This window comes from uncultured Parasphingorhabdus sp., assembly GCF_963677535.2.
Classification (GTDB): Bacteria; Pseudomonadota; Alphaproteobacteria; order Sphingomonadales; family Sphingomonadaceae; genus Parasphingorhabdus.
The window spans coordinates 1,339,551-1,351,906 of record NZ_CAXXUT010000003.1; the positions used below are offsets into that span (position 1 = coordinate 1,339,551).

A 12,356-nucleotide genomic window follows, 5' to 3' on the forward strand; every position below is an offset into this window, starting at 1 on the left:
ATGAGCAAAATTCGTTCGATTCTGTTGCTGGCGGGAGCGGCCGTGATTCTGACTGCCTGCGGTAATCGCGGCGCATTGCAACCGGCCAAGGGCGAAACCCTGCCTCCTCCGGTCTATGGTGAAATGGAAACGCCCAGCGGCGAGGACTTGCTGGTACCATCGAGTCAGGCAATGCCGGAACGGAGCGACGAATTGTTACGGCGGTCGGAAAAACGGCAGGATGACGAATTCGATCTTCCGCCACCTGGCTAACTTTCCCCCCAATATTTGAAAGTATTATCAATTGGACCATTTTCAGCTCAAGAATGGCGTTGTGCACGCGGAAGATATTCCGTTGCCGAAAATTGCCGAGGAAGTCGGCACGCCGGTCTATGTCTACTCGCGCGCGACACTTGAACGTCACGCGCGAGTGTTCCGCGAGGGGCTGAAAGACGCGGGCAGAATCCATCTGGCCTTTGCCGTGAAAGCAAATCCCAATCTCGCGGTGCTTCGGATCCTGGCCAATCAGGGCTATGGCGCGGATGTGGTGTCTGGCGGTGAAATGCAGAGGGCTTTGGCGGCTGGCATGAAGGCGAAAGACATTGTTTTCTCCGGTGTTGGCAAAAGCCGTGAAGAGCTGACACTGGGTCTCGAAAAGGGCATCGGCCAGTTCAATCTCGAATCGGAAGAAGAAGGCGTGATGCTCGCAGAAATCGCGGCTGCCCGTGGAGAGAAAGCCTCGGCAACGCTGCGGGTGAACCCCGATGTCGATGCCGGCACCCATGCGAAAATCTCGACCGGCAAGAAAGAGAATAAATTCGGGGTCGGGATCGACGTCGCGCCGGATATCTACGCGCGTCTGTCCAGGCTCGAAGGGCTGAACCTGCGCGGTGTTGCCGTGCATATCGGCAGCCAGTTGCAGAGCCTCGACCCGCTTGAAAAATGCTATGCCAGAATAGGCGAACTGGTTGAGCAGTTGCGGGCTGCCGGTCACATCATCTCCCATGTCGACTTAGGCGGTGGCTTGGGCGTGCCTTACAAGCCGGAAGACAATCCGCCGAGCCCGGCGGAATATGGCGCCATGGTCGCGCGGGTTACCCGGCATTGGGATGTCACCCTGATGTTCGAGCCGGGCCGGGTGATTGCCGGGAACAGCGGCATCATGATCACCAGGGTCATCCGGATAAAACCGGGTGTGGATAGCGATTTTGTCATTGTCGACGCAGCGATGAATGATCTGATGCGGCCTGCGATCTATGACGCCTGGCATGATTTTGCAGCGGTGGAGCCCCGCGGTGAAACGATGGTGGCATCGATCGTTGGGCCGATTTGCGAAAGCAGCGATATTTTTGCCAAGGAACGCACGGTAGATCGCGTCGAAACCGGCGATCTCGGAATATTCCGGACGGCTGGTGCTTATGGTGCAACCATGGCCAATACCTATAACAGCCGGCCGCTGGTGCCGGAAGTTTTGGTTGATGGCGACCGCTATGCCGTGGTCGCCGAGCGGATCGAACCGGCGACCATCATGGCAGCGGAGCACGTGCCCGACTGGCTGAAATGAACCCCGCATCCGCTAACGGCGGATCGGCTTACATAGGTGAATGCGATGAACCAGTTGCCTATTTTCGTCAATTTAAAGGGTCGCAAGATCCTTCTCCTCGGTAGCGGGGAAATGGCCGATGCGAAACGGCGTCTCTATCAACGCGCCGGCGCGACGATCACCGACGATGAAAATGCCGAAGGGCTGGTGCTCGCGGTGGTTGCACTGGAAGATGATGACGAAGCGATCGCAGCAGTAGCGCGTCTGAAAGCCAGAGGTTTGCTGGTCAACGCGGTCGACCGGTCGGCGCTTTGCGATTATACCACGCCAGCGATCATCGATCGTGATCCGGTGCTGTTGGCGCTAGGCACGGGCGGTGCATCGGCGGGACTGGCCAAGGCGTTGCGGCAACGGCTGGAGCAGCTGCTACCGGCCAGTCTGGGGACTCTGGCAAATGGCTTGCTGGCGCAGCGGGAACGGATCCAGCAAAGGTGGCCGGAGGCCAGCGCGCGACGCAAGGCGATAGACGCTGTTCTCGATCCGGGCGGTCGACTTGACGCGCTGGTCGAGCATGATCTGGAAGAATTGGAAGCATGGCTGGACCAGCCGCATGGCGAGGCGCGCTCGCAAGTCATCGATCTGGAACTGGCAAGCATCGATCCCGATGATCTGACCCTGCGCCAGGCGCGCTGGCTGGGGCAGGCCGACCAGATTTTTGCAAGTGCGGATGTGCCGGAGGCTGTACTCGACCGTGCACGGGCAGATGCCGGGCGTTTCGCCCTGACATTGTGGGATGAAACGCCTATAGGGGGGCTGACCTTGCGGATACGGATGAAAAGATGAACGGAATTTCCGAAATCGCCAATGCCAATATCGTAACGGTGCTTCAAACCGCTCTGGCTCCTGCATTCTTGCTGGTTGGTATCGGAGCCATGCTGAACCTGTTTGCCGGCCGTCTGGCGCGGATCATCGACCGGTCGCGCGATCTGCAGGAACTGTTCAAGTCGACAGCCGGGAAAGAGCACGAGCTTGTCGTTGCCGAACTGGGCGATCTGCAGGTGCGGCTCAGGGTCGTCAACAGCGCCATTTTCCTGAGCGTTGTCAGCGCGATCACGGCCTGCGCGCTGATCGGCATATTGTTTGTCATGGAGCTAACCGGGATTGATCTGTCGCTGGCGATCGCGAGTGCCTTTGTCGTTGCGATCAGTCTGCTTTCCATGGCTCTCGTCCAGTTTCTGCGGGAAGTGCGGATCGGGGTCCGCGACTTCATGATCCGCGAGGAATATCTCGAGAGAGCGGATAACGGGCAATGAAAAGAGGCTGCCGATCCCTTCGGACCAACAGCCTCTGAACATGGGTCAGCGGTAGGAAGTGCCGCTGCCGGGTTGCCTGACCGCTAGATCAGATTGGCCCCCCGAACGGATTTTTCCGACCCCTGTGCTGAACCATGAGACATCGGACCACCTCCTTTCGCTTGTGAATGAAATACGAACTGTTGCATTGATACTTCTCCGCTGTTCGACGCTGTAAATGTGAATCAACGCCGGTTTCCGAACAAGTCTTGAATTAATTTATTTTGCTGTCACAATTGCGCGTTCCGGCCTGACGCCGAGCCGTTCAGCGGCGACAATCCTCGACAACACGACTGAATTGCGGCCATGCCGGGACTGCGATAGACTTGAGACCCGTGGTTTCTATGGCAAAGCGCCCACGGCTATAGGCGATGCGGTCCAGCATGATATCGCCGGGCGATATCGATATTGCAGCATAAGGCGGCGTTCCCCCGCTACTCTTGGCGGGATAGGATTGCAGGCCGGCGCTCGCGCGCAACACCATTTTGGCACCATTGCCCACTGCTCCAGCACGGGACAGGAATATTTGCCCGCGCGGTCGATCGCAACGGATCATCACGGTCGCAGGCTCGTCGGTTGCCCCGAATAATGCCAGTGATCCGCGCTCGTCTTTCCGATAGACCCAGTCGCCCGTGGTGATTGGCCAGTCTGTCCAGTTGCCCTGAGGCTGCGCCGGAGGCTGGGGCGCCGCAGGGTTTGAGACAGGCTTCACCGGCTCTGGCGCCGGTGCTGGTTCCGGCGGTGCGGAAGAACAGGCCGCCAGTGTCAGCACAGCGATTGAAAAACTAAGCGGGGATGAAATGATTCTCATGACAAAGGAATATGGCCAAAAGCATGACGCTAGGCTAGTCCTGATTTCCCATGAGCCAGTCCAATCCCAAAGCCGCCAAGCAGCGCGTCGACCAGATATTGACGGATCGCGGCCTCGCCGAAAGCCGGGCCAGGGCGCAAGCTTATATCATGGCCGGTCTGGTGACGGTGAATGGCAAGAAAATCGACAAGCCGGGACAAAAGATAGCCGGTGATGCGGCGATTATAGTCAAAGGCAAGGACCATCCGTGGGTTTCGCGGGGCGGCATCAAGCTGGATCACGCACTGCGGCATTTTGACATTGATGTGTCCGGGATGACCGCGATGGATGTCGGCAGCAGCACCGGTGGTTTTACCGACGTTCTGCTCACCGGTGGAGCGGCAAAGGTCTATGCTGTGGACAGCGGCACCAACCAGCTGGCCTGGAAGCTGCGGCAGGATGACCGGGTCGTGGTCCACGAGCAAACCAGCGCCCGCGTTCTCACCGATCAGCATATTCCGGAAACAGTCGATATCATCGTGTGCGATGCGAGTTTTATTTCACTGGTTAAAGTGCTCGAGCGACCGCTCGAATTTGCCGGCGATAAGGCGATTCTGATGGCGTTGATAAAACCGCAATTCGAGGCAGAGCGTCAGGATGTCGGCAAGGGTGGCGTCGTTCGGGACGAAGCGGTCCGGCTGGCGACCTGCGATAAAGTGAGGGACTGGCTGATTGCGTCGGGCTGGGACATTCTCGGAATTACCGAAAGCCCGATCACTGGTCCTAAGGGCAATGTAGAGTTTCTTATCGGGGCAACAAAATAGGAAGCGGGCCGTTTTTGCCGACCTTTTGGAACCGCACCGCTTGTCATTGGTACTGTTTCTTCCTAGCTGAAAGATTATGGCCATTACAACAGAACCCGCTCTACTCCCGACCGTCCCGCATATCGGGGCTGCTTTTCAACGCTTGATCACCGATTCTTCCAACTGGCTGGCCGACAATTATGTGGAACTTATCATCGCGCTTGCCATAGGCACCGCGATTTTCTTTCTGCTCGGGGCGATCAAGCGTTTCGCCGCCCGTTACGTGCGTAACAATGACGGCCTGACCGGATATCGCACCATCATCGTCAAGGCGATCGCCCGGACCAGCAAGATATTCATGCTGATGGTTTCCGCCCAGCTCGTTGTCAGCTTTGCCAATGCACCGACCAGCGTCGACCGCATCGTGCAGGGGCTATTCACCATTGCCATAGTGATCCAGGCAGCAATCTGGCTCCGTGAAATCATCCTGGGCCTGATCATCCGCCGGACCTCGCAGGATCCTGACCAGCACGAGACGCTGCACAGCGCCATGACCCTGATCCGCATATTGGTGACGTTCGTGCTGTTTGCGATCGCAGCGATCATGATCCTCGACAATCTCGGGATCAATGTCACAGGCCTGATTGCCGGTCTCGGGGTCGGCGGTATCGCCATCGGTCTTGCGGCGCAGGGGATTTTCTCCGATCTCTTCGCCGCGCTGTCGATCATCTTCGACAAGCCGTTCCGCGCCGGTGATACGATCACCTATGGCACGACGACGGGAACGATCGAAAAAATCGGTCTGAAAAGCACGCGCTTGCGCTCGATCATGGGGGAAGAGGTGATTATATCGAACACCAATCTTCTCGACATGGAAATAACCAATCTGACCCGTCTGGCACGGCGGCGCACCCGGTTCGGCATCGGGGTCATTTACCAGACGAAGCCCGACGACGCCCGTCGTATTCCCGGTTTGTTGAAAGAAATTGTCGAAGCCCACGATGCGAATTTCATCCGCTCGGGTTTCATCGGATTTGGCGACAGCTCGATCGATTTCCAGCTCGATTTCGATATTATGAGCAGCGAATATGAAGTGGTATTTGAAGGACGGCATCGCATTGGCCTGGCCATCCTGCAACGCTTCAACGAAGAGGGGCTTGAATTTGCCTATCCAACACAAACCACCTTTACCGCTGCGCCCGATGGAGAGATGATTCTGCCCTACCCCGAGGGGGGCTTCCCCGTGACGGTCACCAACGACTAGCGTTCCGTAACGGCAGCGCCGGGCTGAAGAAATCCCTTGTTAATTGGCCGATTAACGGGGACAATGCGCTCAAAATTCGACTCCGATCTAAACTATAAAGGAATTGCCAAATGCGTGACGCAGTCATCGTTTCCACCGCCCGTACCCCTATCGGGCGCGCTTATAAAGGCGCTTTCAACACCACCACAGGCGCCACCCTCGGCCATTATTCTGCCAAGGCCGCCGTCGAAAGAGCAGGCATTGACCCCGCGACTATCGACGATGTCGTCTGGGGCAGCGCGTTGCAACAAGGTTCGCAGGGCGGCAATCTGGCCCGTCAGGTTGCCCTGCGCGCCGGTTTCCCGATCGAAGTGCCCGGCATGACGATCGACCGGCAATGTTCATCCGGTCTGATGGCGATTGCCACTGCATCCAAACAGGTAACGCTGGATATGATGGACATCGTTGTCGGCGGCGGACAGGATTCTATCTCGACCGTCCAGACCCCGGAAATGCGAGTTCAGCCAGATCGCGAATTGCTGAAGATGCATGATGATATCTATATGCCGATGCTGCAGACGGCTGAAGTGGTTGGCGAGCGCTATGGTATCAGTCGCGAAGCCTGCGATGAATATGCCCTGCAGTCGCAGATGCGCACCGCAGCGGCTCAGGAAGCCGGTCGTTTCGACGACGAAATCATCGAAGTGACCACCACAATGGGTGTCCAGGACAAGGAAACCAAAGAGATTTCCCATGTCGAGGTCACGATCAACAAGGATGAAGGCAATCGTCCGTCAACCACGCTCGAAGGTCTGCAGAAGCTGCAGCCCGTTCTCGGACCGGACAAGATCGTCACCGCCGGCAACGCTTCGCAGCTTTCCGACGGCTCGGCAGCCAGCGTTGTTATGGAAGCAAAGGCAGCCGAAAAAGCCGGTCTCAATCCGCTGGGCCGCTATGTCGGCATGGCGGTTGCCGGTACCAAGCCTGATGAAATGGGCATCGGTCCGGTGTTCGCAATTCCCAAATTGCTCGAACGCTTTGGTCTGAAAATGGACGATATCGGCCTCTGGGAACTCAATGAAGCCTTTGCTGTGCAAGTGCTTTATTGCCAGCAGAAGCTCGGCATTCCCGACGAACTTCTCAACGTCAATGGCGGCTCGATCTCGATCGGCCACCCCTATGGCATGACCGGCGCGCGTTGTACCGGTCACGCTTTGATCGAAGGCAAGCGTCGCGGCGCGAAATATGCCGTGGTAACCATGTGCATCGGCGGCGGACAGGGCGCAGCCGGCCTTTTCGAAATTTTCTAGAAATCAGAACACAACGGGCCGGCGGGAAATCGCCGGCCCATTCTTATCAGGGAGAGACTATCATGGCAGCAGTAGGCATTATCGCGACATTGACCGTGGCCGAGGGCAAGAATGCCGATTTCGAAGCCGCTTTTTCCGAACTCATGGCGGCAGTTCGCGCCAACGAGCCGGGCAATGAATTCTATTCGGTCTTCCAGAGCAAGGAAAACCCGCAGCAATATAAAGTGCTTGAGCGCTATGTTGATCAGGCCGCTCTCGATGCGCACGGAAAATCGGACCATTTCCGCGCTAGTGGTCCCAAGCTTGCGCCGTGCATGGCGGCTGCTCCGGTGATCGAACAGCTCGACGCTATCTAGCCCGTCCAGCCGGCGGGAGATATGATCCCGTTGTCGAAGCGAAATCCACCGGGCCGGTCCCTGGCGAGCAGTAGCGGGCCATCGAGATCGACCCAGTGCGCAAGCTGTGCCAGCGCGAAGGCTGGTCTTATCCCCAGTGATGTGGACAGCATGCAGCCGACCATGATTTTCAGGCCCGTCGCCTGCGCCGCATGGGCGATCGCCATCGCTTCGGTCAATCCGCCCGCCTTGTCGAGCTTGATGTTCACCGCATCATAAAAGGGAGCAATCCGTTCTATGTCGGCGCTGCTATGGCAGCTTTCGTCGGCGCAAAGCGGGACGGGTGACCGTATCCCGCCGAGCAAATGATCCCGTCCGGCACTGACCGGCTGTTCGATCAATTCTACGGCATATTGCGCCAGCCGTGCGGCTTCGGCTGCAATGTCGAGATCGTTCCAGCTTTCATTGGCATCCACGATCAAACGGGCCGCGGGTGCTCCGCGGTGGACGGCGGCAACGCGCGCATGGTCGTCCCGACCGGACAATTTCAGTTTCAGCAGCCCATGACCCTTTGCGGCGGCTTTCCGGGCCTCTGCTTCCATGATGGCCGGTTCGCCAAGCGAAATCGTGAAGGCGGTGGTCAGCGGAGCCGGTTTAGGCAAGCCAGCGAGCTGCCAGAGGGGCTTGTCCGTTTGCCGGCATTCCAGGTCCCAGAGCGCGCAATCGATGGCATTGCGGGCGGCACCGCGAGCCATATTCTGTAGCAGGACTGCCCGATCGAGATTCGGATGCTCTAAGACAAATTGTGAAATTTTAGCTGCACATTTGTCGGCGCTTTCGCCTTCATAATAGATCGGAGTTGCTTCGGATCTGCCGGTGAACCGACCATCCGACAGTTCGCAGTGCACGACGTCAACATGGGTCTTTGCACCCCGGCTGATGACGAAGGCACCAGCGACCGGCCAGGTTTCTATGGAAACGGATGCGTGTATCATCATTTGCTGCTTCTATTGCGCGGCTCGGGTGGGGTCACTCATTTTGTAGGTTGTCTTAAGGGTTTGGCAGAATCTTGGGCCGGACATTGCCGTTCACGCGTTTTGCGACCGGTAGCCATTTCGCTTCATTCGACCGGCGTGTCATATAAGTGTCGAGACCGATTTGCAGTGCTACCAGCATATAGACAAAGGGCTGATAGGCGATGCCGACAAACAATGCACCCACGAGGTAGATTATATGGCCGTGCTGCAATGCGGTGGCGAGGGGAGCGACCCATTGCTCGCCTTCTTTTTTCGATCGCGTAAATTTCCGACGCAATATTTCCATGCGCCACAAACCGCCAACATGGATGACCAGCCACAGGATCAGGCCCGGATAGCCCTGTTCGCCCAGCATCTCGAAATAACTGCTGTGAAAGGCGCGGGCTTCGTCCTCGACCAGTCTGGCTTCGACATCGTCCGGATCGATGTCCCACTGCTCATATTGCTCGACGTCCACTTCCGATAATTCGTAGGTCAGTTTGTTGATCCGGTAGACGTCGAAACCGCCACCGAAGGGGTGCTGTTTGACATAATCGAGGGTCCATCGCCAGACCGCGAGGCGAGTGGAGGCAGACTGGTCGGCTTCGTAATTTTCTATGGTCGCCATCCGCTCCGTGAAACTTTGCGGAAGAAACGGAATCGACATGAGGCCAATAGCCGTCGCCAGGCCGGCGTAGAGCAGCCTGTAGCGGACGAAGCGCAGCTGTAGTACGGCGAGCACTCCGATGCACACCAGCCCCGTCCGGGCCTGTGTCCCGATAGGAATGAGAAGCGCGGCAAAGACCAGCGCATAGGCAAATAGCTTCACCCGCCAGTCGGGCGGGAAAATCGTGCCGTAATGAGCGAGCCAGAGAATCAGCGGGATGATGCAAATGGCTACTGTCGAGATAATCGACCCTTCGTAAAGGCCGCTGTTGTTATCGACCAGCAGAACGAGCACGCCGTAGCCGCCGCCGGACAGCAATGTTTTTATCCCTCCGGTAATGATCAGGGTTCCGGCGCATAATACCATGAACAGGGCCAGTGCTTCCAGACGCAACCGGGTCTTGAGGGTGAGCGGCAGGAAGATCGCGAAGACCAGCGCCTTCCACACCCAGTCCCATTTTTCCAGAGCGGCCTCGGGGACTTCGGCCTGCACCGTGGTATAGCCGCAATAGGCCAGCAGCAGGATCATCATCGCCTGCCGGACGGAAAATCGACTGTCCTGCTTGCTGTCTGCGAACATATAGCCGAACAGCGCAAGGGCAAAGAGGATCAGCGAAAGGGGCACGGAGTTGAGCATGAAATAGCTCAGCCGCTGCGGAGCCACGATATCGACATAGGCGTAAATCAGGGTGAACAGGAACGGGCGCTTGAAGGCAATGAAGAGCAGCGCCACAATATATCCGACGAAAAACAGATCACGCATCGGGCTGCGATCCGTTCGGTCTTAACTGCTTCGCAAAACCGACGGGTTCCTTGTCGCGTTCCGGCGGCGGTTCGACGTCGAGATCGTCCCGGTGCATCAGGCGCCAGGCGGCAATGAGCAACAGTCCATGCGTCAAAGCGATAGAAAGATTGTCTACCATTTCACTCTTCATCCTGGCCTGAGCGGTGAAAACACGCCCTTCTAGGCTTGCGCGATACAGGCATTGGGTTGACGGGACGTTAATCCTTTTTTGGCAGGGCTCGAGGCCATGACGCGAATATTACATATTTTGGACCACAGCCTGCCGCTGCACAGCGGCTATTGTTTTCGCACGCGGGCGATCATGAAGGCACAGATTGCCAGCGGCCTGACCGTGGCCGGTGTAACCGGTGTCCGGCAGAACCAGCATGGCTATGTAGCGGAGCAGTTGCTGGAAGAATTTGACGGACTGCAGTTTTTCCGGACATTGGCTCAGGTTCAGGGTCCTTCCCCCTTGCGGGAATGGCGTGAAGTTGCGGTTCTGGCAGAGCGGATCGAACAGGCGGTCCGGGAATGGCAACCGGATGTTCTCCATGCCCATTCTCCCGCCCTCAACGGGCTGGCCGCTTTACGGGCCGCCGAGAAGACGGGGTTGCCGCTGGTATATGAAATTCGTGCTTTCTGGGAGGATGCCGCAGTCGGCAATGGCACCGGCCGCGAAAACAGCCCGCGCTACTGGCTGACCCGGCAACTGGAAAACCATGTGGTCAATGGCGCTGATGCGGTTGCGGTGATCTGTGAAGGTCTGCGATCCGACTTGATCGGACGCGGGGTAAGGCCTGAAAAGATCACCGTATCCCCGAATGGCGTTGATCTGGACCTGTTCGGCGAGCCGCCGGCACGCGACGAATCGCTGCGGAAGGAAATGGGCCTTGCCGGTAAGCCGGTGCTGGGTTTTATCGGCAGTTTCTATGATTATGAGGGGCTCGACGATCTGGTCGCGGCTCTGCCAATTCTTCAGGCCTCCCATCCGGACGTGCACCTGCTGCTTGTCGGTGGCGGTCCGATGGAAGAAGCGCTCAAATCGCAGGTCGATCATCTGGGGATACAATCAGCCGTAACCTTCACCGGCAGGGTGCCCCATGAACAGGTGGAGCGCTTCTATGGCCTGATGGATATCATGGTCTACCCGCGCAAGGCGATGCGGCTGACCGAACTGGTAACACCGCTCAAACCGCTTGAGGCTATGGCGCAGGGACGGCTGGTAGCGGCATCGGATGTCGGTGGCCACCAGGAACTGATTAAAGATGGCGTTACCGGTACGCTTTTCCCTGCGGGCGATCCGGAAAAAATCGCCGAAAAACTGGGCGCTTTGCTCGATAACAGCACTTCCTGGGCGCAAGTCATTGAAGCCGCAAAGAAATTTGTCGAGGCGGATCGTAACTGGTCGTCAAACATTTTGCGTTACACCCCTGTTTACCAAGGGTTGATAGAGCGCAAATCGTTCGAGCGCGCGGCCTGAGATGGTGGAGAATGACGTGGAGCAGATACAGCAGGACTTTATTCGGTTCAAGCAGCCCGCAATGGCGGTCGCAGGCGGTATTGCCGCAGCACTGGTGATAGCAACCCTGCCGCATGTCTATCTTGAAAATATTGTCGGCATGACCGGACTGTCGGAAATCGTCCCTGCTGCGGCACCGCCGCTCGGGAATACCGCGCGCGGCCTGATCGCGATCGCCGCTGGTATGGTTTCCGCTTCCGCATTGTATCTTTTTTTAAATCACAAGACGAACTCACATGAAGGAGGCTCCGATATGAGCTTGGCACTACGCAAAAATCTGACGACGGAGCCGGTGGCCGAGGAACGGGACGGAAAATCACGATTTTCGATGCCCAAGCTGAACCTTTCGGCCAAATCATTGACCAAATTTCTGAAAAAGCCCAAAAAAGCTCCGGGCCAGGTGACCGAACTGAAGGACCTGCCGGATGTCCGGGCCGCCGACCGGCATCCCGATGCTCCGGTGCGCCAGCCGATTTTTGCTGCATCCGATCTGGGCACGCCACTGGCCGAATCGATCAAGCGGTTTGATCCGGCCGAGCCTGAGCAAAAGCGCGCTGAGCCAGTGATGCAGGCGGAGTCACCGGTCGCGATGGCCGAGCCTGCAGCCAAAAAAGTCACGGCTCCGGAAGCCGGAGAAAAACAAGCGTCTGACCGTATTGAAGATGCCGCTCCGCTCAAAACATCGAGCGCCGAGCGCGAAAATCTTTCCACCCTGTCTCTGGCGCAGCTTGCCGACCGCCTGGAAGCCGGACTTCGGCGTCTCGAAGTTCTGGAAAGGTGCGAGTCAATCGCGCCGCCTGCGGTGCCTGCACAATCCGCACCCAGTCCAAGTGAGAAGGCTACGACGGTAGAGGCGGCCAATGAGCCCGCTCCGGTTGCAATTCCACCTCTGCGGTCGGTCGAGGCGGTCGAAACGGCTGACATTGACACCGAATCGAGACGGCAGGCCGACATGGATGCGGCTTTGAAGGCGGCGCTTGGCACTTTGGAGAAAATGACGGCTCATCGCTGATCCT

Annotated in this window: 14 protein-coding genes; 10 read left to right on the forward strand and 4 right to left on the reverse strand. The window is 57.7% G+C overall.

Going from position 1 to position 12,356, the window contains the following annotated elements:
- Genes ACHZCJ_RS13440 through ACHZCJ_RS13455 form a run of 4 tightly spaced genes read left to right on the forward strand, consistent with a single transcriptional unit; the run spans nt 1 to nt 2,835 of the window.
- Nucleotides 1-252 carry a lipoprotein gene (locus ACHZCJ_RS13440; RefSeq protein ID WP_159647489.1) on the forward strand — a complete coding sequence of 84 codons (252 nt, stop codon included), beginning with the start codon at nt 1-3 and terminating at the stop codon, nt 250-252.
- Nucleotides 253-283: 31 nt separating this feature from the next.
- Nucleotides 284-1,543, forward strand: a complete 1,260-nt coding sequence (gene lysA, locus ACHZCJ_RS13445) for a diaminopimelate decarboxylase (protein WP_321327027.1) — start codon at nt 284-286, stop codon at nt 1,541-1,543.
- Between the two features lie 45 nt (nt 1,544-1,588).
- Entirely contained in the window at nt 1,589-2,365 is a 777-nt protein-coding gene (locus ACHZCJ_RS13450) for an NAD(P)-dependent oxidoreductase (protein WP_321327028.1), read from the forward strand.
- Nucleotides 2,362-2,835, forward strand: a complete 474-nt coding sequence (locus ACHZCJ_RS13455; RefSeq protein ID WP_321327029.1) for a DUF2721 domain-containing protein — start codon at nt 2,362-2,364, stop codon at nt 2,833-2,835. The genes ACHZCJ_RS13450 and ACHZCJ_RS13455 overlap by 4 nt, the downstream gene beginning before the upstream one ends.
- A gap of 304 nt (nt 2,836-3,139) precedes the next feature.
- On the opposite strand, the gene ACHZCJ_RS13460 is transcribed toward ACHZCJ_RS13455, so the two are convergent.
- A complete protein-coding gene (locus ACHZCJ_RS13460; RefSeq protein WP_394700124.1) occupies nt 3,140-3,586 on the reverse strand; it encodes a hypothetical protein in 447 nt (148 codons plus the stop codon).
- Between the two features lie 149 nt (nt 3,587-3,735).
- Between ACHZCJ_RS13460 and ACHZCJ_RS13465 the strand changes: the two genes are divergently transcribed.
- The 4 genes from ACHZCJ_RS13465 to ACHZCJ_RS13480 all read left to right on the forward strand — a co-directional run bounded on the left by ACHZCJ_RS13465 (nt 3,736) and on the right by ACHZCJ_RS13480 (nt 7,376).
- Complete coding sequence (locus ACHZCJ_RS13465; protein ID WP_321327031.1) at nt 3,736-4,488, forward strand: TlyA family RNA methyltransferase; 753 nt, start codon at nt 3,736-3,738, stop codon at nt 4,486-4,488.
- 76 nt (nt 4,489-4,564) lie between these two features.
- Nucleotides 4,565-5,731: a mechanosensitive ion channel domain-containing protein gene (locus ACHZCJ_RS13470; protein WP_321327032.1), complete on the forward strand. Its 1,167-nt coding sequence runs from the start codon at nt 4,565-4,567 to the stop codon at nt 5,729-5,731.
- Between the two features lie 110 nt (nt 5,732-5,841).
- The gene (locus tag ACHZCJ_RS13475; RefSeq protein ID WP_159647503.1) at nt 5,842-7,020 is read left to right on the forward strand and encodes an acetyl-CoA C-acyltransferase; all 1,179 of its coding nucleotides are present in this window, start codon (nt 5,842-5,844) and stop codon (nt 7,018-7,020) included.
- Nucleotides 7,021-7,082: 62 nt separating this feature from the next.
- Nucleotides 7,083-7,376, forward strand: coding sequence for a putative quinol monooxygenase (locus ACHZCJ_RS13480; protein WP_159647505.1), 294 nt, complete (start codon nt 7,083-7,085; stop codon nt 7,374-7,376).
- On the opposite strand, the gene dgcA is transcribed toward ACHZCJ_RS13480, so the two are convergent.
- The 3 genes from dgcA to ACHZCJ_RS13495 are packed head-to-tail and all read right to left on the reverse strand — an operon-like array spanning nt 7,373 to nt 9,960.
- On the reverse strand, nt 7,373-8,350 hold the full coding sequence (gene dgcA, locus ACHZCJ_RS13485; protein ID WP_321327033.1) for an N-acetyl-D-Glu racemase DgcA: 978 nt from the start codon (nt 8,348-8,350) through the stop codon (nt 7,373-7,375). The two genes, ACHZCJ_RS13480 and dgcA, sit on opposite strands and share 4 nt — an antisense overlap.
- A gap of 55 nt (nt 8,351-8,405) precedes the next feature.
- A complete protein-coding gene (locus ACHZCJ_RS13490; protein ID WP_321327034.1) occupies nt 8,406-9,800 on the reverse strand; it encodes a putative O-glycosylation ligase, exosortase A system-associated in 1,395 nt (464 codons plus the stop codon).
- Complete coding sequence (locus tag ACHZCJ_RS13495; RefSeq protein WP_321327035.1) at nt 9,793-9,960, reverse strand: hypothetical protein; 168 nt, start codon at nt 9,958-9,960, stop codon at nt 9,793-9,795. The genes ACHZCJ_RS13490 and ACHZCJ_RS13495 overlap by 8 nt, the downstream gene beginning before the upstream one ends.
- 108 nt (nt 9,961-10,068) lie before the next feature.
- Between ACHZCJ_RS13495 and ACHZCJ_RS13500 the strand changes: the two genes are divergently transcribed.
- Both ACHZCJ_RS13500 and ACHZCJ_RS13505 read left to right on the forward strand, forming a co-directional pair.
- Entirely contained in the window at nt 10,069-11,301 is a 1,233-nt protein-coding gene (locus ACHZCJ_RS13500; RefSeq protein WP_321327036.1) for a TIGR04063 family PEP-CTERM/XrtA system glycosyltransferase, read from the forward strand.
- A gap of 61 nt (nt 11,302-11,362) precedes the next feature.
- On the forward strand, nt 11,363-12,352 hold the full coding sequence (locus ACHZCJ_RS13505) for a hypothetical protein (protein ID WP_394700125.1): 990 nt from the start codon (nt 11,363-11,365) through the stop codon (nt 12,350-12,352).
- The last annotated feature ends 4 nt before the right edge of the window (nt 12,353-12,356 follow it).

Excerpts from the sequence above, each read along its gene's own strand:
- ACHZCJ_RS13495 (WP_321327035.1), bottom strand. The coding sequence starts at position 9,960 with ATGGTAGACAATCTTTCTATCGCTTTGACGCATGGACTGTTGCTCATT.
- dgcA (WP_321327033.1), bottom strand. The coding sequence starts at position 8,350 with ATGATACACGCATCCGTTTCCATAGAAACCTGGCCGGTCGCTGGTGCC.
- ACHZCJ_RS13455 (WP_321327029.1), top strand. The coding sequence starts at position 2,362 with ATGAACGGAATTTCCGAAATCGCCAATGCCAATATCGTAACGGTGCTT.
- ACHZCJ_RS13465 (WP_321327031.1), top strand. The coding sequence starts at position 3,736 with ATGAGCCAGTCCAATCCCAAAGCCGCCAAGCAGCGCGTCGACCAGATA.
- ACHZCJ_RS13440 (WP_159647489.1), top strand. The coding sequence starts at position 1 with ATGAGCAAAATTCGTTCGATTCTGTTGCTGGCGGGAGCGGCCGTGATT.
- ACHZCJ_RS13500 (WP_321327036.1), top strand. The coding sequence starts at position 10,069 with ATGACGCGAATATTACATATTTTGGACCACAGCCTGCCGCTGCACAGC.
- ACHZCJ_RS13480 (WP_159647505.1), top strand. The coding sequence starts at position 7,083 with ATGGCAGCAGTAGGCATTATCGCGACATTGACCGTGGCCGAGGGCAAG.
- ACHZCJ_RS13450 (WP_321327028.1), top strand. The coding sequence starts at position 1,589 with ATGAACCAGTTGCCTATTTTCGTCAATTTAAAGGGTCGCAAGATCCTT.
- ACHZCJ_RS13505 (WP_394700125.1), top strand. The coding sequence starts at position 11,363 with ATGGCGGTCGCAGGCGGTATTGCCGCAGCACTGGTGATAGCAACCCTG.
- ACHZCJ_RS13470 (WP_321327032.1), top strand. The coding sequence starts at position 4,565 with ATGGCCATTACAACAGAACCCGCTCTACTCCCGACCGTCCCGCATATC.
- ACHZCJ_RS13475 (WP_159647503.1), top strand. The coding sequence starts at position 5,842 with ATGCGTGACGCAGTCATCGTTTCCACCGCCCGTACCCCTATCGGGCGC.
- ACHZCJ_RS13490 (WP_321327034.1), bottom strand. The coding sequence starts at position 9,800 with ATGCGTGATCTGTTTTTCGTCGGATATATTGTGGCGCTGCTCTTCATT.